At 67.6% G+C, this 22,829-nt stretch carries 25 protein-coding genes; 16 read left to right on the plus strand and 9 right to left on the minus strand.

Translation table 11 applies throughout. The features are described 5' to 3' along the window. A partial coding sequence (locus FXN61_RS02835) for an LCP family protein (RefSeq protein WP_223165293.1) occupies positions 1-1,998 on the plus strand: 1,998 nt, incomplete at its 5' end. A 72-nt stretch (positions 1,999-2,070) separates the two neighbouring features. Continuing rightward, positions 2,071-2,736: a phosphate signaling complex protein PhoU gene (phoU, locus tag FXN61_RS02840; protein ID WP_167969922.1), complete on the plus strand. Its 666-nt coding sequence runs from the start codon at positions 2,071-2,073 to the stop codon at positions 2,734-2,736. Between the two features lie 4 nt (positions 2,737-2,740). Here the strand turns inward: phoU and FXN61_RS02845 are convergent, their stop codons facing one another. The 8 genes from FXN61_RS02845 to FXN61_RS02880 form a co-directional block, all read right to left on the minus strand. Continuing rightward, positions 2,741-3,901, minus strand: coding sequence for a hypothetical protein (locus FXN61_RS02845; RefSeq protein ID WP_167969924.1), 1,161 nt, complete (start codon positions 3,899-3,901; stop codon positions 2,741-2,743). Positions 3,902-3,996: 95 nt separating this feature from the next. After that, complete coding sequence (locus FXN61_RS02850; protein ID WP_167969926.1) at positions 3,997-4,299, minus strand: hypothetical protein; 303 nt, start codon at positions 4,297-4,299, stop codon at positions 3,997-3,999. Positions 4,300-4,486: 187 nt separating this feature from the next. Further along, entirely contained in the window at positions 4,487-5,263 is a 777-nt protein-coding gene (gene pstB / locus FXN61_RS02855) for a phosphate ABC transporter ATP-binding protein PstB (protein WP_167969928.1), read from the minus strand. 15 nt (positions 5,264-5,278) lie between these two features. Beyond that, positions 5,279-6,193: a phosphate ABC transporter permease PstA gene (gene pstA, locus FXN61_RS02860; protein WP_167969930.1), complete on the minus strand. Its 915-nt coding sequence runs from the start codon at positions 6,191-6,193 to the stop codon at positions 5,279-5,281. Beyond that, entirely contained in the window at positions 6,190-7,167 is a 978-nt protein-coding gene (gene pstC / locus FXN61_RS02865) for a phosphate ABC transporter permease subunit PstC (protein WP_167969932.1), read from the minus strand. Before pstC ends, pstA begins: the two co-directional genes overlap by 4 nt. 80 nt (positions 7,168-7,247) lie before the next feature. Continuing rightward, on the minus strand, positions 7,248-8,369 hold the full coding sequence (pstS, locus tag FXN61_RS02870) for a phosphate ABC transporter substrate-binding protein PstS (protein WP_167969934.1): 1,122 nt from the start codon (positions 8,367-8,369) through the stop codon (positions 7,248-7,250). 199 nt (positions 8,370-8,568) lie between these two features. Further along, a complete protein-coding gene (gene mshD / locus FXN61_RS02875; RefSeq protein ID WP_167969936.1) occupies positions 8,569-9,444 on the minus strand; it encodes a mycothiol synthase in 876 nt (291 codons plus the stop codon). Positions 9,445-9,454: 10 nt separating this feature from the next. Further along, the gene (locus FXN61_RS02880; protein ID WP_246290612.1) at positions 9,455-10,210 is read right to left on the minus strand and encodes a response regulator transcription factor; all 756 of its coding nucleotides are present in this window, start codon (positions 10,208-10,210) and stop codon (positions 9,455-9,457) included. A gap of 176 nt (positions 10,211-10,386) precedes the next feature. Here FXN61_RS02880 and FXN61_RS02885 point away from each other — a divergent pair, with 176 nt between their 5' ends. The 11 genes from FXN61_RS02885 (at position 10,387) to FXN61_RS02930 (ending at position 19,601) form a co-directional block, all read left to right on the plus strand. Beyond that, positions 10,387-11,109 (plus strand): alpha/beta hydrolase family protein, encoded by a 723-nt coding sequence (locus tag FXN61_RS02885; RefSeq protein ID WP_246290613.1) that lies wholly within the window; start codon positions 10,387-10,389, stop codon positions 11,107-11,109. After that, the gene (locus FXN61_RS02890; protein WP_167969940.1) at positions 11,106-11,942 is read left to right on the plus strand and encodes an LmeA family phospholipid-binding protein; all 837 of its coding nucleotides are present in this window, start codon (positions 11,106-11,108) and stop codon (positions 11,940-11,942) included. The genes FXN61_RS02885 and FXN61_RS02890 overlap by 4 nt, the downstream gene beginning before the upstream one ends. Then, a complete protein-coding gene (locus FXN61_RS02895; RefSeq protein WP_167969942.1) occupies positions 11,939-12,370 on the plus strand; it encodes a thioredoxin family protein in 432 nt (143 codons plus the stop codon). Before FXN61_RS02890 ends, FXN61_RS02895 begins: the two co-directional genes overlap by 4 nt. A gap of 72 nt (positions 12,371-12,442) precedes the next feature. Further along, the gene (locus FXN61_RS56145) at positions 12,443-12,514 is read left to right on the plus strand and encodes a putative leader peptide (protein WP_355300619.1); all 72 of its coding nucleotides are present in this window, start codon (positions 12,443-12,445) and stop codon (positions 12,512-12,514) included. Positions 12,515-12,587: 73 nt separating this feature from the next. Beyond that, positions 12,588-13,025 (plus strand): DUF4395 domain-containing protein, encoded by a 438-nt coding sequence (locus FXN61_RS02900; RefSeq protein WP_167969944.1) that lies wholly within the window; start codon positions 12,588-12,590, stop codon positions 13,023-13,025. Positions 13,026-13,059: 34 nt separating this feature from the next. Further along, positions 13,060-13,905, plus strand: coding sequence for a sulfurtransferase (locus FXN61_RS02905; protein ID WP_167969946.1), 846 nt, complete (start codon positions 13,060-13,062; stop codon positions 13,903-13,905). Positions 13,906-13,910: 5 nt separating this feature from the next. Next, positions 13,911-14,210 (plus strand): DUF1416 domain-containing protein, encoded by a 300-nt coding sequence (locus FXN61_RS02910; RefSeq protein ID WP_167969948.1) that lies wholly within the window; start codon positions 13,911-13,913, stop codon positions 14,208-14,210. Between the two features lie 605 nt (positions 14,211-14,815). Then, positions 14,816-15,436, plus strand: coding sequence for a heme-binding beta-barrel domain-containing protein (locus tag FXN61_RS02915; RefSeq protein WP_167969950.1), 621 nt, complete (start codon positions 14,816-14,818; stop codon positions 15,434-15,436). 86 nt (positions 15,437-15,522) lie between these two features. Then, entirely contained in the window at positions 15,523-16,110 is a 588-nt protein-coding gene (pxpB, locus tag FXN61_RS02920; RefSeq protein ID WP_167969958.1) for a 5-oxoprolinase subunit PxpB, read from the plus strand. Continuing rightward, complete coding sequence (locus FXN61_RS02925) at positions 16,107-16,958, plus strand: 5-oxoprolinase subunit C family protein (protein ID WP_167969960.1); 852 nt, start codon at positions 16,107-16,109, stop codon at positions 16,956-16,958. The genes pxpB and FXN61_RS02925 overlap by 4 nt, the downstream gene beginning before the upstream one ends. Before the next feature lie 84 nt (positions 16,959-17,042). Continuing rightward, entirely contained in the window at positions 17,043-19,601 is a 2,559-nt protein-coding gene (locus FXN61_RS02930; RefSeq protein WP_167969961.1) for a glycosyl hydrolase family 18 protein, read from the plus strand. A 3-nt stretch (positions 19,602-19,604) separates the two neighbouring features. Here the strand turns inward: FXN61_RS02930 and FXN61_RS02935 are convergent, their stop codons facing one another. Then, positions 19,605-20,447 carry an aminodeoxychorismate lyase gene (locus tag FXN61_RS02935; protein WP_167969963.1) on the minus strand — a complete coding sequence of 281 codons (843 nt, stop codon included), beginning with the start codon at positions 20,445-20,447 and terminating at the stop codon, positions 19,605-19,607. Between the two features lie 71 nt (positions 20,448-20,518). Between FXN61_RS02935 and FXN61_RS02940 the strand changes: the two genes are divergently transcribed. From FXN61_RS02940 to FXN61_RS02950, 3 genes are read left to right on the plus strand one after another with little or no spacing between them, the layout of a single operon-like run. Further along, positions 20,519-20,908 (plus strand): Fur family transcriptional regulator, encoded by a 390-nt coding sequence (locus FXN61_RS02940; RefSeq protein ID WP_167970075.1) that lies wholly within the window; start codon positions 20,519-20,521, stop codon positions 20,906-20,908. Next, entirely contained in the window at positions 20,905-21,966 is a 1,062-nt protein-coding gene (ygfZ, locus tag FXN61_RS02945; protein WP_167969964.1) for a CAF17-like 4Fe-4S cluster assembly/insertion protein YgfZ, read from the plus strand. Before FXN61_RS02940 ends, ygfZ begins: the two co-directional genes overlap by 4 nt. A gap of 18 nt (positions 21,967-21,984) precedes the next feature. Then, positions 21,985-22,809, plus strand: a complete 825-nt coding sequence (locus tag FXN61_RS02950; protein WP_167969966.1) for a beta-keto acid cleavage family enzyme — start codon at positions 21,985-21,987, stop codon at positions 22,807-22,809. Positions 22,810-22,829: the final 20 nt, after the last annotated feature.

The raw sequence follows: 22,829 nt of genomic DNA on the forward strand, positions 1-22,829 counted from the left end.
CCGAACGGGGACATGACCGGCAGGCAGCCGATGCCGTCACGCGCGGAGTCCAGCGGCCCGCGGCCGATGCCCCCACGGGCAGAGTCGAGCGGCCCCCGCCCGATGCCCGGTGGTGGCATCTCCAACCGGCTCGTCGCAGCGCCGGACGGACCCGCGCCGATCGAGGAGCCCAAGGCCGACTTGCCTGGCCCCGAAGCCACCCAGATCGCCTCGGCGGCGGGTGTGGCCAAGATCGAGACGCGCGACGAGATCGACCCTGCGTGCCTCACCACCGAGATGGAGGCCATCGGCGACGACGTGAAGAAGCGTCGCGAGGTCGACCACACCCTCGCGCGGTTCTCCGCGGTGCACGACGAACTGCTCGAGCAGGAGCGCCAGCGCAAGGAGCGGCGCGCCAAGCTCATGCCGTGGGTCAAGGACGGCGACGAGGATCTCGAGGAAGCCACCCAGTTCGCGGACCCGGTGACGCTCGGCGAAGAGGACCACGAGCCGAAGGTCACCGGCCGCACGCCAAAGCAGCGCAGGATGATGCGCGGGGCCAAGGTCGGGGCGATCGCCGCCGCGGCCGCGGTGTTCGCGTCGACCGGCATCGGCTGGGCCGCGATGCAGTGGGCCGACTCCAAGATCCAGAGGATCGACGCGCTCGGCGGCAACTCGCAGGCGGTGCAGCAGGCGGAGAAGCAGCTCGGTGACGAGAACTTCCTGCTGGTCGGCTCGGACACCAGGGCGGGCGCGAAGGCCGGCGACAACGTCGGCACGACGGCCACAGAGGGTGGCGCGCGCTCTGACGTGATCATGCTCGCGCACATCCCCGCCGACCGTAAGCGCATGGTCGTCGTGTCCCTGCCGCGTGACGTGCGGGTCAACCGGCCCGCGTGCCGCAGCTGGAACCCGGACAACGGTCAGTACGGCGGCCCGCTGGCGCCGGAGAAAGAGGTCCTGGCCAACTCCGTCTACAACGACGGTGGGCCCGAGTGCGTCGCCAACATGATGACGCAGCTGTCCGGCCTCAAGATCAACCACTTCGTCAGCATCGACTTCGTCGGCTTCCGCGAGATGTCGACGGCGATCGGCGGTGTGCAGATCTGCACGCCCATCGCGATCAAGGACGAAGAGCTCGGCGTCGTCATCGAAAAGCCGGGCAAGTACACGCTCAAGGGCGACCAGGCGCTGCAGTACGTGCGCGCCCGCAAGGTCGCGGGCGACGGCGGTACGGACTTCGACCGCATCAAGCGGCAGCAGCAGTTCCTCTCGGCGATGCTGCGCCAGGCGCTGTCGAACGAGGTGCTGCTGAGCCCGACCAAGCTCAACAACTTCATCAACGCCCTCACGAAGTCCACGGTCGGCGACAACATCGGTGTCGCACAGCTCCTGGAGCTCGCGAACTCGTTGCAGAGCCTCGACGCGGGCCGCGTCTCGTTCGTGACGATGCCGCACTGGACCGACGAGGGCCCGACGAAGTCGAACAACGACAACATCGAGCGGCTGCGGGACAACGAGGTCAAGACGCTGTTCCAGACGATCATCGACGGAACGCCGTTGCCGCAGGAGAAGCCGACCGACCCGAAGGCCGGTGACCCCGGCAACGCACCAGCGCAGCAGCCCGGCACGGTGATCGACCCCAAGGAAGTCTCCATCCAGGTGCTCAACGGCGACCCGACGAACGCCGGCGCCGTCGCCAGGACCTCGACCGCGTTGGAGCAGAAGGGCTTCAAGGTCGCCCGAAAGGACAACTCGCCGGAGAAGGCCGCGAAGACCACCATCAAGTACGCGAAGGGCAACGAGAACAAGGCCGCGACCCTCAAGGCCGCGGTGCCCAGCGCGGAACTGGTGGAGTCACCCGACATGGGCGGGGCGATCGTGCTGACCATCGGCGAGAACTTCGACGACAAGGTCGTGGCACCTCAGGCGGGCACCCAGGCCGGCAACCAGGGTCAGGGACAGACCGGCGACAAGCTGGACGTCGTGAACGCGGCGCAGGACCCGTGCGCGAAGTGATTCGCCTGCGGTTCACCTGCGGTTCATGCTGGAATGTCGCTGCCGCGATGGTCGGGACGTAGGCTGAGCGCCATGCGCGAGGCCTACCATGACCAGCTAGAACAGCTCGCCGACCGACTGGCCGACATGACCGGCATGGTCGCCGAGGCGATGGAGAACGCGACCGCCGCCCTGCTGCAGGCCGACCTCGGCCTTGCGGAACAGGTCATCAGCGGTGACCAGAAGGTCGACGACGTCCGCTCCAGCATCGAGGAGCAGTCGTACGCACTGCTCGCGCTGCAGGCGCCGGTCGCGACCGACCTGCGCACCGTGCTCGCGGTGATCCACGCCGCCGAGAGCGTCGAGCGCATGGGCGACCTGGCCCTGCACGTGGCGAAGGCCGCGCGGCGCCGGCACCCGGCGTCGGCGCTGCCCGAGGACGTGCAGCCGTACTTCGCCGAGATGGGCCGGATCGCAGTCAAGCTCGCCACCGCGGCGGCGGACATCATCCGCAACAAGGACGTCGACCGCGCGCGCAACCTCGAGACCGAGGACGACGCGATGGACGACATCCACCGCCACCTGTTCTCGGTGATCATGGACAAGGAGTGGCAGCACGGTGTCGCGGCCGCAGTCGACGTGACGCTGCTCGGCCGCTTCTACGAGCGCTACGGCGACCACGCCGTGTCGGTCGCCAAGCGCACGGTCTTCGTCGTCACCGGCCGGATGCCCGGCTACGGTGGCGACGAGAGCCTCTAACAGCTCAGCGGAACTGCCCATCGCGCTCGGCCGCGAGCTCCGGATCGGCGTAAGCCTCCGAGAACTCGGCGAGCACGGTGGGCAGTTCTTCGTCCCACGCCGCCCGCGCCTCGTCGCGCGGCAGATCCCGCGCGTCCACGGTGAAGTACGCCCACGCCCGCACGATCTCCGGCAGCAGCGCCAGATCCGCGTCGGAGACGTGCACGCGCGCGGCCACGTTCAGGATCAGCACCGCGGTGAGCGACGCCGGCCCGTACACAACGGGATCCCTGTTCTGCTCGACCGCCGCACCGGCGACGATTCGCGCGAACGCCCGCGCGGCCTCGACGTCCGGCAGCCCGTGCTCTGAAGCCAGAAACGCCTCGACCACCTCGTCCGTCCTTTCCGGACTGAGCGAGGGGATCTCGTACCCGTCGGGCACCAAAGCGCTCACGCGTGCGTCAGCGAGCGCGATCAGCTGAACGGGGTGCCGCACGTCCTCGTCCCCGATCAGGCCCTCTTCTGCTTCGTCGTCGGGCCCGTCCGCCCAGAACTGCTCGATGTCCGGCCACACCCGGTCGTAGACGTCCGTGGCGCTCAACGGCGTGATCGCGTCCCGGAACGCGTCCGGCGTCGAGGCGATCATGTCCTCCAGCAACGCCACGGTGCCCTCGTCGGGGGTCGCGAACAGCTCGATGGCGGTGGCCCCGAGCACGGGCTGGCGCATGAACAGGACGGTCTCCGCGGCGCCCGCACGTTCCTGGGTGATCGCGACGACTTCCACGTCCCCCAACAGGTTCGTGACGAGGAAGGCCTCGCGGAACTCCAGCGAGGCACCGGCGGAGTACCACGAAGGCTCGGCGACACCGCGTGCCGCAACAGTTTCCGCGGCAGCGGCCGCATTGGCCCTGATCTCCGCTGAGCCCACACCGGACAACGCGCGCAACGCGGTGAGCGCCGCCGGGTCGTCCATCGCCCGCAGCGCCGCGATCAACGGGTCGTACCCGGATCCGGCGAGCCAGAGCGTGGCGTACAGCTCGCTCGCCCAGGCGTCCGCGAGCAACCACGACTCCGAACGCAGCGCGGCCGCGGACTCGAGCAACGCCCCGTACGGGGACTGCTGCTCCGGCCGGCGGGCGGGTGCCTTGCCTTGCTTCTTCTTGCGGGACTTGCTCTGCGGGCTCACCCGCGTGAATTTAGCCGAGGCAGCCGGAGATGATGGCATCTGGGCAGCGAAAGGCCCGCGTCACCGGACACGGGCCTTTCCTCATGCACGAACGATCAGCAGCTCTCGCCACTCAGGTAGGCGCTGCGAATGCTGCTGTCCGCGCCGATGTGGTGCGTCTGGCCAGCACCGATGCACGCCCGGTGAGTCTGGCCCGCGGGGAAGTAGTACTCCCAAACGCCCCAGCGGGCGTAACCGGAACAGTTGGTGATGTTGCCACCACCGCTGCCGTCCACCCAGTAACCGCACGCCAAGGTCCCGACGCCCTCAGACGCGCTGGCGCTGCCCGCGCCCACCAGCACGAACGCCGCCACGAGCGCTCCGGTGAGCAACGAGCTCACCGTTCGAATCTTTCCCATTGTACCCCCATACAATTAGAAAATCGTTCACTTGCCATTAATCTGACAGGCCCGGAAAACAGAAAGCGTCAACAGACGCAAGAAACCCCCCAGAGCCCCCAGACAAGTCGACCTTATCGGCGCGGGCAGAACAAGGCAATGCCCCGCCGCGACAGTTCGCGACGGGGCATCCGTTCAGGAATTCGAATCAGCCGAATCGGCCGGAGATGTAGTCCTCGGTCGCCTTCTGGCTGGGGTTGGAGAAGATCTTCTCCGTGTCGTCCACCTCGATCAGCTGTCCCGGCTGACCGACACCCAGCAGGTTGAAGAACGCGGTCTGGTCGGACACGCGCGCGGCCTGCTGCATGTTGTGAGTCACGATGACGATCGTGTACTCCTTCTTCAGCTCCGTGATCAGGTCCTCGATCGCCAGCGTGGAGATCGGGTCCAAGGCCGAGCAGGGCTCGTCCATCAGCAGGACGTCCGGCTGCACCGCGATGGCACGCGCGATGCACAGACGCTGCTGCTGACCACCGGAGAGGCCGCCGCCCGGCTTGTCGAGGCGGTCCTTGACCTCGTTCCACAGGTTGGCGCCACGCAACGAGCGCTCCGCGACGTCGTCGAGCTGCTTCTTGTTCTTCACGCCCGCGAGGCGCAGGCCCGCGACCACGTTGTCCTTGATGGACATCGTCGGGAACGGGTTGGGGCGCTGGAACACCATGCCGATGGTGCGGCGCACCTCGACCGGGTCCACGTTGGACGCGTAGATGTCCTCGCCGTCCAGCAGCACCTTGCCCTCGACGCGCGCGCCGGGGATCACCTCGTGCATGCGGTTCAGCGACCGCAGCACGGTCGACTTGCCGCAGCCGGACGGGCCGATGAACGCGGTCACGTTACGCGGCGGCACGGCGAGGTTCACGCTGTTCACCGCGTGGAACTTGCCGTAGTAGATGTTCAGGTCCTTGATGTCAAAACGCTTGGCCATCGGTCTTCCGCCGCTTCACTTGGTCTTGATCGCGGAGAACCGCGAGATCAGGGTCGCCACGAGGTTGAAGAACATGATGAGGAGGATGAGTGTCAGCGCGGCGCCCCACACCCGCAACTGACCCGCCTCTTCGGGGTTCAGCAGCTCGTTGTAGATCAGCAGCGGCAGCGAAGCCATGTTGCCGCCGAAGACGTCGAAGTTGATCGAGCGGCTGTACCCCACCAGCACGAGCACCGGCGCGGTCTCACCCATCACGCGGGCGGTCGCGAGCATCACGCCGGTGACGATGCCGGACAACGCGGTCGGCAGCACGATCTTCACGATCGTCTTCCACTTCGGCACGCCCAGCGCGTAGGAGGCCTCGCGCAGCTCGTCCGGCACCAGGCGCAGCATCTCCTCGGTGGAACGGACGACGACCGGCAGCATCAGCAGCACGAGCGCGAGCGACACGGCGAACGCACTCGTCTCGAAGCCGAGCGTGGTGACCCAGAGTGCGAACACGAACAGCGCGGCGACGATCGACGGCACACCGGACAGGATGTCGACCATGAACGTCGTGATCCTCGCGAACCGGCTGTTGTTGCCGTACTCGACGAGGTAGACCGCGGCGAGGATGCCGATCGGCACCGCGATCACCGCGCACACCACAGCCTGCACGATCGAGCCGTACAGCGCGTGGTACACGCCGCCCGTGAACTGCTCCGGCAACACGCCCTTGAGCGACTTGGACCACCAGTCAGCGTTCACCAGCGCCTCGTAGCCGCTCACGACCACCGTGACGAGCAGCCAGACCAGCGGAATCACCGCGACCACGAACGCGAGACCCATCAGGCTCATCGCGAGGTAGTTCTTGAACTGCCTGGCTCCACTGATCTTCTGGAACGCCGGCGTCTGCGCGGGGCGGTTGGGGTCGGTCAGCGTGGCAGTCATGATGCCTTCGCCTTTCCACGGCCCGCGACATAGCGCGCGAGGGCGTTCACGGCGAACGTGAACACGAACAGGACCAGACCGGCAGCGATGTACGCGCCGGTCGACAGCGGCTCGCTGAACTCCGGCGCCGCTGACGCGATCTTGGACGCGAACGTGTAGCCGCCGTCGAAGACGCTGAACGACGAGGGAAGGGGCGAGGAACGCAGGATGAGCAGCACCGCGACGGTCTCACCGAGCGCGCGACCGAGACCGAGCATGGAGCCCGCGATGTAGCCGCTGCGCCCGAACGGGAGCACGGTGGTGCGGACCATCTCCCAGCGGGTCGCGCCGAGCGCGAGCGCGCCCTCGATCTGCATGACCGGCGTCTGCTGGAACACCTCCCGGCTGACCGCGGTGATGATCGGCAGGATCATGATCGACAGCACGATGCCCGCGGTGAAGATGTTGCCGCCACCGGCCAGGGAGACGTTGTTGCCGGAGAAGAGCGGGAACCAGGACAGCTTCGTGTTGAGGAACGTGGCGAGCGGCTCGAGTGCCGGGCCGAGCACCTTCGCGCCCCAGAGGCCGAACACGATCGACGGCACCGCGGCCAGCAGATCGATGACGTAGGCGAACGGCCGGGCGACCCTGGGCGGCAGATAGTGCGTCAGGAACAACGCGATGCCCATCGCCACCGGCATCGCGATGACGAGCGCCACCAGCGACGACAGGATCGTGACCACGAGCAGGTCCCGGATGCCGAACCGGAGGTTCGCGACGTCGCCGGTAGACCACTCCGGGCTCGTAAAGAAGTTGATGTTGTCAACGAGCAGTGAGGGAACGGCCTGGATGAGCAGGAACAGGCCGATCAACACGATGGAGACCACGATCGCGAGGCTCGAGCCCGTGGTCAGGGAACGGAAGATGCCGTCGCCTCGGCGACGGCTCGTTGACCTGGCAGCAGGCGGCGAACTGCCGGCGACTTCGTCAGTCATAGCGCCAATCATCCGTAGTCGGCCGGGAGCGTCCACTCGTGGTGAACGCTCCCGGCGCGGTCCAACTACTACCTAGCTGCTCAGGCGATCGCCTTGATGGCGGTCAGGAGCTTCTCCTGGAACGAGGCCGGAACCGGGCTGTAGCCGGCGTCCTCCAGGCCCTTCTGACCGTCGGTCACGGCGACCGTGAGGAACGCCTTGACGGCCTTGCCGACCTCGGCGTCGGTGTACTTGGAGCAGACGATCTCGTACGCGGCGAGCACCAGCGGGTAGGCGCCGGGGGTCTCGGTCGCGTAGATCGACTTCAGGTCGAGGATCAGGTCGTTGCCCGTGCCCTTGATCTTGACGCCCTCGATGGACTTGCCCGCGCTGGCGGTGCTCAGCTCGACCGGCTCGCCGCCACCAGAGTTGATGATCTTGGCGATCTGCAGCTTGTTGGACTTGGCGAAAGACCACTCGTTGTAGGTGATGGCACCCTTGGTGTTCTTCACCGCGGCCGAGGTCTGCTCGTTGCCCTTGGCACCCTCACCGACGCCACCGTTGAACGCCTTGCCGACGCCCTTGGTCCACGTGCCCTTCGACGCGGCCTCCAGGTACTTCTGGAAGTTGTCGGTGGTGCCCGACTCGTCGGAGCGGAAGACCACGACGATCTTGTCGGCGGGCAGCGTCTTGCCGCTGTTCAGCGCCGCGATGGCCGGGTCGTTCCAGGTGGTGACCGCACCACTGAAGATCTTCGCGATCGTCGCGGCGTCGAGCGCGAGGCCGTCCGCGCCGGGCACGTTGTACGTGATCGCGATCGGGCCGAACACGGCGGGCAGGTTCCACGCGGGAGCACCGTCGCAGCGCTTGGCCGCGTCGTCGGTCTCCTTCTTCTCCGCGTTGAGCACGGAGTCGGAGCCGCCGAAGTCCGTCTGCTTGCCGATGAACTCCTTGACGCCGGCGCCGGAGCCGTTGGAGTTGTAGTCGAGGCTCTGTCCGTCGCACGCGCTCTCATACGCGGTGACGAAGCGAGTCATCGCGTTCGCCTGCGCCGAGGAGCCACTGGCCTTGAGCTTGGCCTTGCCACCGCACTCGACCTTGGAGGCCGCGTTGCTGGTGGTGTTGCCACCCGCGGGGGCGTTGTTGTCGGAACCGCACGCGCTGAGCAGAAGCGCGCCGGCCGCGACGAGGCCGAGCACGGCGCCGTGCCGCTGGATCTTCACTCTGAGTCCTCCACCTTGCGGGAGCATTAGCGGTTTCGCGACGGACGTCGCCGCTTGCTACGGAAGGTAGGTAGCCAGGGTGGACAAACTGCCTAGACGAGGTGAACGCGAGGTGAACAGAGGACGGGAAGTGACCAGGCACACCGCCGGACGGGTGACGCCGTGACCTGCGCGTATGCGGTTTGTGACGTTTTGTTCACTACCGGGCGTACTGGACGTCAGCATCCCAAAGAGTGAAGCCCAACCCAGTGTAAACGCGCACTGCCGGAGCGTTGTCAGCCTCCACGTAGAGCATCACTTCCTTGACCCGCTGCTCCTGCAGATGGCGCAGCCCGGCGAGCGTCAGGGCCTTGCCCAGGCCGCCGCCCTGTGCGTCCGGATCGACGCCCACGACGTACACCTCGCCCAGCTCAGGCGTGTGGACCTTGGTCCAGTGGAAGCCGGCGAGCCGGTCGTCCGCGTCGAACGCGAGCAGGAAGCCGGCGGGGTCGAACCAGGCCTCTTCCTCCTTGGCGCGGACGTCCTCGATCGACATCGAGCCCTGCTCGGGGTGCCAGTCGAACGCGCGGTGGTTCACGTAGACGACCGCGGCCTCGTCCTTGCCGGGGACGAACGGCCTGATGGTGACGCCCTCGGGCAGCTTGGGCTCCGGAAGGTCGTTCTCGACCCGCAGCCGCATCCGCAGCAGCTCGCGAACCTTGCGGAAGCCGAGCTTCTCCGCGAGCTTCTCGGCGTCGGGGTGGCCGCCGTGCGCCCAGACCCGCAGCGACTCCTGAGGGAGCGCTTTCACCAGTGCCTCACCAACGCCCTGGTGGCGGTGCTTCGGGTGCACGGCGAACTCGGCCACCTTGTGGCCGCCGGAGTCACCGAGCATGTCGACGTGCGCGTACCCGGCGAGCTCGCCGTTCAGGTGCGCGAGGAGGTGCCTGCTGCCGGTGGCGCCGGGGCGCATCCGCAGTCGCACCGCCTCGCCGACCGGGGCCACGCCGTCGGTGCTCTCGGCGGCCGCCAGCAGCTGCCCGACTTCGGCAGCCTGCTCACTCGTCAGCTCGTCGTACCAGCTCAGTTGCGCCACACAGGCGAACCTACCGCGCGATCAAACGCTCATCCAGGACGTGGACCGAGTCATCCACCTCGGTGACCTCAGCCGGTCGGCGGGAGGAGCCGGGACGCGGAGGGCGGACGAACTTGTAGCCCACGTTGCGCACGGTGCCGATCAACGCCTCGTGCTCGGGGCCGAGCTTCGCGCGCAGACGTCGCACGTGGACGTCAACGGTGCGGGTGCCACCGAAGAAGTCGTAGCCCCAGACCTCCTGCAGCAGCTGGGCGCGGGTGAACACCCTGCCCGCGTGCTGGGCGAGGTACTTGAGCAGCTCGAACTCCTTGTAGGTGAGGTCGAGCGGGCGGCCCTTCAGGCGCGCGGTGTAGGTGGCCTCGTCGATCACGAGGTCGCCGAGCTGCAGCGCGCCGTCGCCACCGGGCTGGGTGGCGCCGCGGCGCGAGCGCACCAGGCGCAGTCTGGCGTCGACCTCGGCGGGACCGGAGGTCGGCAGCAGGATCTCGTCGACCGACCAGTCGGAGTTCACGGCCACCAGGCTGCCCTCGGTGACCACGGCCACCACGGGCACGTCCACGCCGGACGAGTCGAGCAGGCGGCACAGCGAGCGGGCGCCGACGAGATCAGTGCGGGCGTCGACCAGCACGATGTCGTGGGGACCCGCTTCGAGCAGTGCGGAGACCTCGGGGCGAAGCGGGCGCACGGCGTGCGGGAGCAGCGCCAGCGCGGGCAGCACGGCCTCCGGGTCTGAGTCTGTCGTCAGCAGCAGCACGTCGATGCTCATCGCGGCGCCCTCCTAATCGGCCGTGGTCTGGTCACCCCTGACCAGCACACGGGCGTACGGTGACCGGGCCCCGTTGCCTGCGGATGACGGAGACAATACCTGTGCAACCCCAGAAAGTCCCAGGTCAAGAAGTCGTGCTCACAGTTGTTTCCACAAGCGTCACGCCTGTTACATCCATGTCACACGACGGAGTGCGCCTGCACGGCGTCCACTACAAGGGTGAAAGCGACCTCGTTTTCGTTGTGGGGCATGGGTTCACGAACAACGTGCAGAAGCCGTACGTCGCGCGGGTGCTTGCCCGTTTGGCCACGCACGCCGGCGTCATCGCGTTCGACTTCCGCGGGCACGGACGCTCAGAGGGGCGCTCCACGGTCGGCGCGGACGAGATCCACGACGTGGAGGCGGCCGTCCGGACGGCACGCGAGCTGGGCTACCGGAAGATCGCCACGGTGGGGTTCTCGATGGGCGCCTCGATCGTCATCCGGCACGCGGCACTGGGGGAGACCAGGCCGGACGCCGTCGTGTCGGTGAGCGCACCGGCGCGGTGGTGGTCGCGGGAGACCGCGCCGATGCGCAGGGTGCACTGGTTGCTGGAGCAGCCGCACGGCAAGCTGGCCGCACGGGCGATCGGGGTTCGGCTCGGCGACAGCTGGGCACAACCGCCGGAGAGTCCGTTGGAGGTGGTGGCACGCATAACTCCCACTCCACTGCTGATCGTGCACGGTGACCTGGACCACTATTTCGGTCCGGATCACGCCATGTCACTGCACCGCGCGTCCTTGGGACATGCCGAGCTGTGGATCGAGCCCGGGATGCGGCATGCGGAATCAGCCGCGACTCTTGACCTGGTAGACCGGATGGCGGCATGGGTCGCCGGCAACCTCGAGGACGAGGAATGACTACAGGGTTTTCTGGACAGGCCGCGACGCGCGCCAAGCCGAAGAAGAAGTCACGGCGCGGGAAGTTCCTCATCATCACCGTGCTCGTGCTGGGCGTGCTGCTCGTGGCGGCCGACTTCGCGCTGGCGGCGGCAGGCGAGTACCAGATCGCCCAGCGGATGCGGGAGAAGCTGCAGCTCAACGAGGACCCTGCGGTGAGGATCAACGGGTTCCCGTTCATCCTGCAGGCGTTGCGCGGCGACTACCAGCACGTGGAGATCAACGCGAACGGCGTGCCGATCAAGGACGAGCAGCAGGGCGTCGACCTGCGCGACCTCGACATCCGGGCCGACCTCCGGCACACCCGCGTCGAGCTGGCCGACCTGCTGGCCGGCAACGTCTCCAAGGCGACCATCGACCAGGTGGACGGCAGCATCAAGATCAAGGCGCTGGACCTGAACCGGCTGGCCAACCAGGTCACGCCGTTCGACAAGCTCTCGATCGAACCGGACAACCGCGAGGCCACGCCCACGCCGGCCGCCGACCCCAAGGCGCCCAAGACGACCGCCGCGATCAAGCTCGCGGGCCAGACCAACGTCGCGGGCAAGGTCGTGACTCTCACCGCGTACGGCCAGATCGCGCTCGTCAGCGGTTCCATCCAGATCAACATCGACGACATCGAGCTCGACGACGCCTCGCTCAAGCAGATCATCCCGCAGCTGCGCCAGGCGCTCGCGATCAAGATCGACCCCGGCACGCTGCCCTTCGGGGCGACGCCCACCGCCGTTGAGGTGGAGAGCGGTGCGTTCAAGCTGAGCGGCGTCATCACGGATGTACCGTTGGTCCAACGATGACTGGTGTGTGGGCGCTGCTGGGCGCGCTGGCCGTGGCCGGTGCGATCGGCGTGCTGCTCAAGGGCCGCGAGGGCCGCATCTCCCCCAAGGACTCCACCGGTTCGGCCGCCGACCTGCCCGCTCCCGTGCGCGACCTGCTCGCGCCGGGAGTGACGCTGGTCCAGCTCTCCACCACGTTCTGCGCGCCGTGCCGGCACGCGAAGGTGATCCTGCGCGACCTCGCCGACCGCACCGACGGCCTCAGGCACGCCGAGCTCGACGTCACCAACCTCCCCGACGTCGCCGCCAGCCTCGGGGTCATGCGCACCCCGACCACGCTGGCCCTGACCGCCGACGGCACCGAAGTGTTGCGAGTCGGTGGCGTGCCGAAACGCGACACGTTGCTGGAGGCGCTGCGACCCCATTTGGCGGGTAATCCAGTCGAGTGAACCTGGGTTGTTCCACCCAGTGGACATACCTCCCGGACCGAGGGATCGCGTACTACCCTCGCTGGCATGACCATGCTGCTCACGAAGCGACGCGCGGTTGACCTGTGCCGCGTGCGCAGCAGCCTGTGTCGCACGACGAGCTGATTGGGCCGCTTGACGCCCAGCAGCTGCCTCTGACGGACTGAATTTCTCCTCGTCCGAATGTCCGGAGGTCGTCGTGCCCAATGATGCCCCAGTAGACCCGCGCGGACCGCGCTTCTCCGCCTGGATGACCACCGTCGTCCTGGCCATCGTGCTGCTCACCGGCTGGTGGCGACTCCTCGCCGCCCAGACGGTTCTCTTCGCGATGTGCGCGTTCATCTCGCTGAAGCTCAACCCGTGGGGCCACGTCTACCGCTTCGCGATCCAGCCACGCATCACCCCGACCACCGAACGCGAAGAGGCGGCACCACTGCGCTTCGCCCAGGGCGTCGGCTTCGTCTTCGCACTGATCGGCACGCTCGGTTACGCCACGGGCCTGACCACGCTGGGCATGGTCGCAACCGGCTTCGCACTGGTCGCAGCACTGCTCAACGCCGCGCTGGGCCTGTGCCTCGGGTGCGAGGTGTACCTGCTGCTGCGCCGGTACGCACCCGCTCTCGCACGTCCGCAATAAAGACACGCACGCACTAATACAGGAGCAACTTCCCATGAGCCGTGAGAACGTGCTGGTCTCGGCCGCCTGGTCCGAGGAAAACCTCCAGACGCCCGGCGTCGTGTTCGCGGAGGTCGACGAGGACACCACCGCGTACGACGGCGGGCACATCCCCGGCGCCGTCAAAATCGACTGGAAGAACGAGCTGCAGGACCCGATCCGCCGCGACTTCGTCGATCGCGAGGGCTTCGAGAAGCTGCTCTCCGCCAAGGGCATCTCCAACGACGACACCGTGATCCTCTACGGCGGCAACAACAACTGGTTCGCTGCCTACGCGTACTGGTACTTCAAGCTCTACGGCCACAACGACGTGAAGCTCCTCGACGGCGGCCGCAAGAAGTGGGAACTGGACGGCCGCCCCCTGGACAAGGAAGAGGTCGTCCGCCCCACGACCTCCTACTCCGCCCAGGAGCAGGACCTCTCGATCCGCGCCTTCCGCGACGAGGTCGTGGACTCCATCGGCAACAAGAACCTCGTTGACGTCCGCTCCCCCGACGAGTTCTCCGGCAAGCTCCTCGCCCCGGCCCACCTCCCGCAGGAGCAGGCCCAGCGCGGCGGCCACATCCCCTCGGCGGTCAACGTGCCGTGGAGCAAGGCGGCCAACGAGGACGGCACCTTCAAGTCCGACGACGAACTCCGCGAGATCTACGCCGAAGCAGGCTTCGACGGCTCCCGCAAGACCATCGCCTACTGCCGCATCGGCGAGCGCTCCTCGCACACCTGGTTCGCCCTGCGCGAGCTGCTCGGCCACGAAGACGTCAAGAACTACGACGGTTCTTGGACGGAGTACGGCTCGCTCGTCGGCGTGCCGATCGAACTCGGTTCCGGCAAGGAGGCCTGATCATCATGAGCAACGGCTGCGGCGCGCCCACCCAGGGCGGCTCAATCGACGTCTCGACCACCGAAACCGTCCTCGAGGGCAAGGTCCTCAACGACGGCACCCCGGTAGGCGGCGCCTTCGTCCGCCTGCTCGACTCGACCGGCGAGTTCACGGCCGAGGTCGTCTCCTCGCCCGAGGGCGACTTCCGCTTCTTCGCGGCTCCCGGCAGCTGGACGGTCCGTGCCCTGCACAAGACCGGCAACGGCCAGGCCGACGTCTCAGCCTCGGGCCCAGGCGTCCACGCGGTGGAAATCGCGGTCGCCTAAGACCCGTTGAACGACAGAAGGCCCCGGCAGGTCACCGCCGGGGCCTTCCGCTTTTCACACAGCCAGTGGGTGGGGTGGTCCCGTCACGAGTCGTGCCGATGCCTTTGCCGCGCCCGAGGAGGAGGGTCAAGTCGACACGCTTTTCGTCGACTTGACCCTCCTCCTCGGGTGTGGCTGCCTTCGCGTACGACTCGTGACGGGACCACCCCACACCAACAACACCACCTACGCAGCAGCAAGCCGCCAAAAGCAACAGGCGTGCCATCAACCCGCGCACGGCGCTGGACAGGTCTTTGATCAGATTGGCGGGGTCTGGGGCGGAGCCCCAGAAAGCAACCGGCACACCAGCACGCAACCCGACCACCTACGGACAACAAACCGGCAGCCGCCAACGAAACAGGGAGACGGCCAACGCAACCCACGCGCAGCCCGACCAGCGGACCCAGCACCCGGCGGTGTCCTCCACCACCACAACCCTGCACGTCAAACCAGGCGAGATATCCTCACCGCGTGGAACACATCTTCACAGGACTCCTGGTACTAGTGACGATCGCCGTAATGTGGTTCGCCGGCTACGTCGTCTACCGCCTCTACTCAGACCAGCGATGACCGTCCCAGGCAGCGGCGACGAGGCCATCCGCCTGGCCGAAGAACGAGCGGCAGCCACGCGTGCACGCAACCTCCCGCAGTTCACCGACATGCCGATCCCCGGCGACACGGCGAACCTGCGAGAAGGCGCGAACCTGAACGACGCCCTGCTGTCGGTGCTGCCCCTGGTGGGGGTCTGGCGCGGCGAGGGAGAGATCGTCTACCCGACGATCGACGGACCGTTCCGCTTCGGCCAGCAGATCACCTTCGCCCACGACGGCCGCCCGTTCCTCGTCTACGAGGCCAGGTCGTGGCTGCTCAACGAGGCCGGCGAGGTCATCCGTCCCGCGGCGCGCGAGCAGGGTTTCTGGCGTCCCCAGCCCGACGACACGATCGAGCTGCTGCTCACCCACAACACGGGCATCGTCGAGCTGTACTACGGCAAGGTGCGCACCCAGACGTCCTGGGAGTTCGAGACGGACGCGGTCATCCGCACCGCCACCGCCAAGGACGTCAAGGGCGCGCAGCGCCTGTACGGCATCGTCAGCGGCGACCTCGCGTACGTCGAGGAGCGGGCGATGGTCGGCCAGCCGATGCAGCCGCACGCATCCGCGCATCTCAAGCGCGTCGTCGGCTGACAGAACCGCCCTCGAACGCCGACACGCGGGCAAACTCGGGTCGTGGGATTGTTCAACAATCCCACGATTCCCCGTAGCATGTACCCATGCTGCTGCGGCGCTGCGGAACCGACGCACTCCTCGTCGAGGTCGACTCGCTGACCGAGGTCTCGGCCGTACGCGCAGCGCTCCAAGGCCTCGAAGGCATCGAGGAACTCGTCCCCGCCGCACGGACCGTTCTGGTCAAAGGCGCGCTCAACCAGGTCAGGGAAGCCCTCAAGGACATCGACCTGACCAAGGTGCCCACGACCCACCCCAGCGAGGTCACGATCCCCGTCATCTACGACGGCCCTGACCTCGGCCTCGTCGCGGAGACCGCCGGGATCAGCCAGGACGAGGTCGTGACGCTCCACACGGATGCCGTGTACGAGGTGGCGTTCTGCGGCTTCGCCCCCGGCTTCGCCTACCTCACCGGACTGCCTGAGAGCCTCCAGCAGCCGCGCCTCGACTCGCCGCGCACCAAGGTCCCCCAGGGCTCGGTCGGCATCGCGGGCGAGTTCACCGCCGCCTACCCGAGAGCGACACCGGGCGGCTGGCGGCTCATCGGCCGCACCGAGATCACGCTGTTCGACCCGAAGGCCGAGACACCCGCGCTCCTGCAGCCCGGCGACCAGGTCAGGTTCGTGGTCGCGTGAACCGCACCGTCACGATCATCCGAACCGGCCCGCAGGCGCTGATCCAGGACCTCGGCCGGCCCGGCAACGCGCACCTGGGCGTACCACCGTCGGGCGCGGTCGACCCGCACTCGCTGACCCTGGCCAACCGGCTCGTCGGAAACCCGGAAACCGCGGCCGGGCTGGAACTCCTGCTGGGTGCCCTCACGATCCGCGCCAACACCAGCTGCACGGTCGCCGTCACGGGACCGGCGGTTCAGGTCCACGTCGGCGAGAAGCTCGCCGACTCCCACCACCCGATCCACCTCAGACCGCACGAGGTCCTGGAGATCGGCACCCCGGAAACCGGGCTGCGCAACTATCTCGCTCTCTCCGGCGGCATCGACGTGCCGGAGGAGCTCGGCAGCCGCTCCACCGACCTGCTGTCCGGAATCGGTCCAGACCCGTTGCGGGACAACGATGTCCTCGAACTCGGCACCCCCAGCCCGGCGAACGACGCCGACGTCGTGCCGCCGCACCAGGCACTGCAAACGTTGGTCATCCCGATCAGGCTCGGCCCGCGCGACGACTGGTTCGAAGACGCGGAAACCCAGCTGCGCCAAGGATCTTGGACGGTGTCCGACCGCAGCAACCGGGTCGGCACCAGGCTGAACGGCACCAGGCTGAATCGTCGTGACGGGGAGATTCCGAGCGAGGGTGTGATCACCGGCGCGGTCCAGGTGCCGCCGGACGGCCAGCCCGTGGTCTTCCTGAACGACCACCCGACGACGGGTGGCTATCCCGTTATCGGCGTCGTCGACCGTGATCACCTGCGGTTTTTCGGCCAGGCGCGGCCGGGAACGAGCGTCCGGTTCCGCCCGATCGTCTGAGGACCACGGCGTTGACGCAGTGGTCCAGACCAAATACCGTAACAACCAGGCCGCCGCGGAATCTCTACCAACCTGGAGTTCCGCATGCGCCGAATCCCTGCACTGTTAGCAGTTCTGGTCGCGGTACTGGCTCTGGCGGTGCCCGCACAGGCCGCCACGGGCATCACCGCGTCGTTCTCCCGCACCGGCACGAGCGGCAAGTTCGTGGTCACCAACGCGAGCACGACCGCGCTCAACGGGTGGTCGATCAAGTTCGACCTGCCGTCCGGTGTCACGGTGAGCAACGTCCAGAACGCGACGACCACCCAGAACGGCACGAGAGTGACGCTCACTCCTGCCTTCTACATCAACAACCTTCCGCCGGGACGCAACACCGAGCCGTACAGCCCGGCGTTCACGTTGAGCGCCGCGGCCGACCCGACCGCCTGCACGATCAACAACATGGCCTGCGACGGCAGCGGTGATCCCGCGCCGGCGCCGACCGGCCTCACGGCTGACTACTCGGTCGCCGGTGGCACGGCGAAGTTCATCGTGCGCAACCACACCACCGCCGCGGTGAACGACTGGTCGATCATCTTCACGTTGCCCAACGGCGTGACGGTCAGCAACGGCCAGAACGGCACGGTCTCCCAGAGCGGCAACCAGGTCACCGTCACCCCTGCCTACTACAACAAGACGGTGGCCGCGGGCGGCAGCACCGAGCCGTACAGCCCGACGTTCTCCATCAGTTCGAACGTCGACCCGGTGACCTGCCGGATCAACAACGCGAACTGCGATGGCAGCGCGGACACTCCACCAAGTGCCCCAACGGGTCTCGCCTCACCGACGAAGACCACGCGCACGGTGACCTTGCAGTGGAACGCCTCCACTCCGGGCTCGCTGCCGATCGCCGGCTACGACGTCTACAACGGCTCGGCGCTCGCCGGCAGCTCCACGACGACGTCCACGATCATCACCGGCCTGAACCCGAACACCGCGTACTCGTTCACGGTGCGGGCCAAGGACACCAAGGGGACGCAAAGCACCCCGAGCCCCGCGCTGAGCGTCACGACCAACAACCCCGCCGACGACACCACGCCCCCGACCGCACCCGGAAACCTGCGCGCCACGGCGAAGGACGCGGGCAGCATCACATTGGCGTGGAACGCATCCACCGACAACCGCGGCGTCGCGAACTACGACGTCCACGTCGGCACGACCGTGAAGATGACGGTCAGCGGCACCACGGCAACAGTGACCGGCCTTGCACCGTCCACGAGCTACACGTTCACCGTGCGCGCACGGGACATCTACGACAACGTCTCCGCGCCGAGCAACGCGCTGACCGAACGCACCGGTGACATCGTCGCGGGACACGCGAAGGTCGGGTACTTCGTGCAGTGGGGCATCTACGGCCGCCAGTACTTCGTGCGCAACCTCGACACGTCGGGCTCGGCAGCCAAGCTCACCCACCTCAACTACGCCTTCGCCAACATCGACCCGGTCAACCTGACCTGTCTGCAGGGCGTCACGAAGGGCACGACGCCGAACCCGCAGGACCCGAACCAGGGTGACGGCGCGGGTGACGCGGAAGCCGACTACAGCAGGCCGATGAGCGCCGCGCAGTCGGTCGACGGCGTCGCCGACACGGGCTGGGAACCGTTGCGCGGCAACTTCAACCAGCTCAAGAAGCTCAAGGCCAAGCACCCCCACCTCAAGATCCTCATCTCGCTGGGCGGGTGGACGTACTCGAAGTACTTCTCGCCGGCCGCCGCCACCGACGCGTCGCGCAAGAAGTTCGTCTCGTCCTGCATCGACACCTACATCAAGGGCAACCTGCCGACCTACAACAGCGCCGGCGGACCCGGTTCGGCGGCGGGCATCTTCGACGGCATCGACCTCGACTGGGAGTGGCCAGGCGCGGAAGGACACGCGGGCAACATCGTCAGCCCGAACGACAAGGTCAACAACTCGTTGCTGATCGAGGAGTTCCGCCGCCAGCTCGACGCGCTCGGCGCCACGACGGGCAAGCGCTACCAGCTGACCGCGTTCACGCCGGCCGACCCGGCGAAGATGGACGCCGGCTGGGAACTGGCTCGGGTCGGGCAGTCACTGGACATCTTCAACGTCCAGGGCTACGACTTCCACGGCGCGGGCAGCGACAACTCCTGGGAGCCGAACAGGACCGGGCACCAGGGCAACAACCACGTCGACGTCGACGACCCGTACTCGTTCCACTTCAGCAACGAGGTCGCGATCCAGAAGTACCTGGACGCGGGCGTCAGTCCGCGCAAGCTCACCATCGGACTCGCGTTCTACGGCCGCGGCTGGCAGAACGTGACCGATGGCGGCAAGCGCGGTGAATGGCAGGCAGCCGGTGGAGCCGCACCTGGCCAGTTCCCCGAGGAAGCAGGCACGCGCGGGTACTCGAACCTGATCGCGTCGGTCCCGAACTGCACGATCCACCACGACACCCAGGCCGTGGCGACGTACTGCTACACCGGCAACGGCGGTCAGTGGTGGTCGTTCGACGACACGTGGTCGATCCAGCAGAAGACCGCGTGGCTGCGCGGCAAGGGCATGCTCGGCGCGATGATCTGGGAGATGTCCGGTGACACGAGCAACGGCACTCTCATGAGCGCCGTTGCCACGGGTCTGCCGTAAAGATCAGTACTCGGACTCGTACAGGCCCTGCAGCTCGGTCAGCAGGGCCGACGAGTCGGGCAGCTGCTTGCCGTCCAGCGTGTTGACCCGCGTGATCTTGCGGACGCTGGACGCGAGGAACACGCCCTCGGCGTCGTAGAGCTCGCCGGTCTGGATCGGCTCCACGAGCACGGTCCAGCCGGCGCGCTCGGCGGCGCGGAACAACGCGTACTGCGTGGTGCCGGGCAGGATGCCGAGCTTCGACGGCGGCGTGACCAGCGTCTTGCCCCGCACCAGGATCACGGTCGAGGTCGGGCCCTCCAGCACGGAACCGTTCGACGTCGTGAAGATGACCTCGGCGGCACCGCGGCGCTCGGCCTCGCGGATCGCGGCCATGTTGATCGCGTACGACAGCGACTTCGCGCCCAGCAGCAGCCACGGCGCGCGGTCGGCGAGGTCCGGCTCGATGCCGCGGTCCAAAGTCACCGCGGAGAGACCCTCCGCGCGCTGCTTGAGCACCTTCGCGCCGATCTCCATGCCGAGCGCGAAACCGGTGGGCGTGCCGTCACCGCCGTCGACACCGCGGGTGTAGACGAGCTTGAGCGCGAACTCCCTGCCGCCGGTCCAGTTGCCGATGACGAGCTCGACCGCGCGCTCGAACTCCGCACGCGGAGGAGGCTGCATGTCGAGCATGGCTGCGGACCGGTCGAGCCGGTCCAGGTGCGGCGTGAGTTCGCGGGGCTTCCCGTCGACCACGAGGATCGTTTCGAACACACCGTCACCGCGCATGAGTCCGAGATCGTCGACGCGGATCTGCGGCGAGTCGGGGTCAGCGAGGGTTCCGTCGAGCAGTGCCAGCACGCGCATGCGCCGAGCCTACTAACATCGGTGATGTGGAGACCGCAAGAGGCCTGCGCAAAACGCTGCACGACCGCGGCATGCGGATGACGCCGCAGCGCCAGCTCGTGCTGGACGCGGTCCGCACGCTCGAGCACGCGACGCCCGAGCAGATCTGCCAGCGCGTCCAGGAGACCGCGCCGACCGTCAACATCACCACGATCTACCGCACGCTCGACCTGCTGGACAGGCTCGGGCTGGTGCGGCACACGCACCTGGGCCACGGCGCGCCCAGCTACTCGGTCGACGAGCATCAGCACGTGCACCTCGTGTGCCACGTCTGCGGCCGGATCGAGGAGATCCCGTGTGAGCTTCTCGACCCGTTGGTCGGAACATTGCGGGAGCGCGACGGGTTCGAACTTGATGCAAGCCATCTCGCGCTGTCCGGCACGTGCCGCGACTGTTTGAAGCAGGAGCAGGAGACCGAGTGACCCTCCCCGGAGCCGTCCCGCCGCCCGACGATTCCATCGACGCCGGCGTTGCCTGGCACTACGGCGACCCGTTCGCCGAGCAGCGCTCCGCCGCCCGTTCCGTCGTGGTCGTCGACCGTTCGAACTGCGGCATCATCGCGATTCCGGGTGAGGACCGGCTCACGTGGCTGCACCAGCTGACGAGCCAGCACTTCGAGCAGCTCGGCGAGGGTGCCGCCACCGAGGCGCTGCTCCTCGACGCACAGGGCAGGCTCGAGCACCACATGGTCGTCGCGAACGTCGGCGGCACGGTGTTCCTCGACGTCGAGAAGGTCGACGACCTGCTGGCGTACTTGAAGAAGATGGTCTTCTGGTCCAAGGTCGAACCCCGCGACGCCACGGCTGAGTTCGCGCTGCTGACGATCGTCGGGCCGGACGCGCCCGCCCTGCTGGAAAAGCTGGGCATCGGGCTGCCGGCGGACGTGGACGCGCTGGGCGAGGGCTTCGTGCGCCGGACGTCGTGGCCTGGCCAGAACTCCTTCGACCTGCTGGTGCCGCGCGCCGAGCTGGCGCAGTGGTGGCAGCGGATCACGGACGCCGGCGCGCGACCGGCCGGCAGCTTCGCGTTCGAGGCACTGCGGGTCGAGTCGCTGCGGGCGCGGCAGGGCGTCGACACCGACGAGCGCACGATCCCGCACGAGGTCAATCTGATCGACAGCGCGGTGCACCTGAACAAGGGCTGCTACCGCGGCCAGGAGACGGTCGCGAAGGTCCACAACGTGGGACGCCCGCCGCGCCGGATGCTCCTGCTCCACCTGGATGGTTCTGCCGACGGGCAACCGGAGACCGGTGACCCGGTCACACTCGACGGGCGCGTGGTCGGCCGTGTGGGCACCGTTGCTCTGCACCACGAGCTAGGCCCGGTCGCGTTGGCGCTGGTCAAGCGGTCTGTTCCGATCGAGTCGGACCTGGTCGCGGGCGCGCCCGAACGTGAGGTCCAGGCGCGGATCGACCCCGACTCGGTGCCGCCGGACACCCCAGGACTGGGCCGGGAAGCCGTTCGCAACCTGCGGGGATGAACCCCTAGAGTCGCGCCTATGTCCCTGGGCACGCTCATCACGGTCGCTCCCACCGGAGCGGAACACGCGAAAGCCGACGTCCCGCAGCTTCCAGTGACCCTGGAAGAGCTGGTCTCGACGGCTCAGAGCTGCGAGCAGGTCGGCGCGGCGATGATCCACGTCCACATCCGCGGCGCGGATGCCAAGCCGTCGCTGGACCTCGGTCTTCTCAAAGCCACCGTCGAGGCTCTGCGCGAGCAGACCGCTCTCGTCGTTCAGCTCTCCACCGGCGGGTCGGTGCACGACCCGGAGTCGGACCGGCTGCGCGTGCTCGAGGCGATGCCGGACTCGGCGTCCTGCACGATGGGCACCGTCAACTTCGGTGACGACGTGTTCATGAACCGCTGGGAGTTCATCGTCTCCCTGCACAAGGGCATGCAGGAACGCGGCATCGTGCCGGAGTACGAGATCTTCGACATCGGTCAGCTGGCGTCGTTGAAGCGCCTTTTGGACCAGCACGGGCTGCCAGCGGGTGGCCACGTGCACGTGGACTTCGTCATGGGAGTGCCCGGTGGCATGCCCGGCGACGCGGCCACGCTGGTCGCGGCCGTCAACGCTCTGCCGGACGGAGCAACCTTCTCCGCCACCGGGATCGGCCGGACGACGCTGCCGGTGATGTTCACCGCATTGGGCGCGGGTGGCCATCTTCGTGTGGGCATGGAAGACACGATCAGCTATTCGCGCGGTGTACCGGTGCGGGACAACGCACAGCTCGTGGCACGTGCGGCCGGGTTGTCGAAGATCGCCCAGCGGCCTCCTTTGACCCCGGACGAGGCGCGAAAGCTCCTGGGCGCACACATTTGAGACAAGTTTGGTGCATGGGA

Source organism: Lentzea indica, from assembly GCF_012184385.1.
Classification (GTDB): Bacteria; Actinomycetota; Actinomycetes; order Mycobacteriales; family Pseudonocardiaceae; genus Lentzea; species Lentzea indica.

Excerpts from the sequence above, each read along its gene's own strand:
- FXN61_RS02915 (WP_167969950.1), top strand. The coding sequence starts at position 14,816 with ATGACCGTCCCAGGCAGCGGCGACGAGGCCATCCGCCTGGCCGAAGAA.
- FXN61_RS02885 (WP_246290613.1), top strand. The coding sequence starts at position 10,387 with ATGTCACACGACGGAGTGCGCCTGCACGGCGTCCACTACAAGGGTGAA.
- pstC (WP_167969932.1), bottom strand. The coding sequence starts at position 7,167 with ATGACTGACGAAGTCGCCGGCAGTTCGCCGCCTGCTGCCAGGTCAACG.
- FXN61_RS02880 (WP_246290612.1), bottom strand. The coding sequence starts at position 10,210 with ATGAGCATCGACGTGCTGCTGCTGACGACAGACTCAGACCCGGAGGCC.
- FXN61_RS02910 (WP_167969948.1), top strand. The coding sequence starts at position 13,911 with ATGAGCAACGGCTGCGGCGCGCCCACCCAGGGCGGCTCAATCGACGTC.
- FXN61_RS02895 (WP_167969942.1), top strand. The coding sequence starts at position 11,939 with ATGACTGGTGTGTGGGCGCTGCTGGGCGCGCTGGCCGTGGCCGGTGCG.
- pstA (WP_167969930.1), bottom strand. The coding sequence starts at position 6,193 with ATGACTGCCACGCTGACCGACCCCAACCGCCCCGCGCAGACGCCGGCG.
- FXN61_RS02890 (WP_167969940.1), top strand. The coding sequence starts at position 11,106 with ATGACTACAGGGTTTTCTGGACAGGCCGCGACGCGCGCCAAGCCGAAG.
- FXN61_RS02950 (WP_167969966.1), top strand. The coding sequence starts at position 21,985 with ATGTCCCTGGGCACGCTCATCACGGTCGCTCCCACCGGAGCGGAACAC.
- FXN61_RS02850 (WP_167969926.1), bottom strand. The coding sequence starts at position 4,299 with ATGGGAAAGATTCGAACGGTGAGCTCGTTGCTCACCGGAGCGCTCGTG.
- FXN61_RS02930 (WP_167969961.1), top strand. The coding sequence starts at position 17,043 with ATGCGCCGAATCCCTGCACTGTTAGCAGTTCTGGTCGCGGTACTGGCT.
- phoU (WP_167969922.1), top strand. The coding sequence starts at position 2,071 with ATGCGCGAGGCCTACCATGACCAGCTAGAACAGCTCGCCGACCGACTG.
- FXN61_RS02940 (WP_167970075.1), top strand. The coding sequence starts at position 20,519 with ATGCGGATGACGCCGCAGCGCCAGCTCGTGCTGGACGCGGTCCGCACG.
- FXN61_RS02905 (WP_167969946.1), top strand. The coding sequence starts at position 13,060 with ATGAGCCGTGAGAACGTGCTGGTCTCGGCCGCCTGGTCCGAGGAAAAC.
- pxpB (WP_167969958.1), top strand. The coding sequence starts at position 15,523 with ATGCTGCTGCGGCGCTGCGGAACCGACGCACTCCTCGTCGAGGTCGAC.
- FXN61_RS02935 (WP_167969963.1), bottom strand. The coding sequence starts at position 20,447 with ATGCGCGTGCTGGCACTGCTCGACGGAACCCTCGCTGACCCCGACTCG.
- pstB (WP_167969928.1), bottom strand. The coding sequence starts at position 5,263 with ATGGCCAAGCGTTTTGACATCAAGGACCTGAACATCTACTACGGCAAG.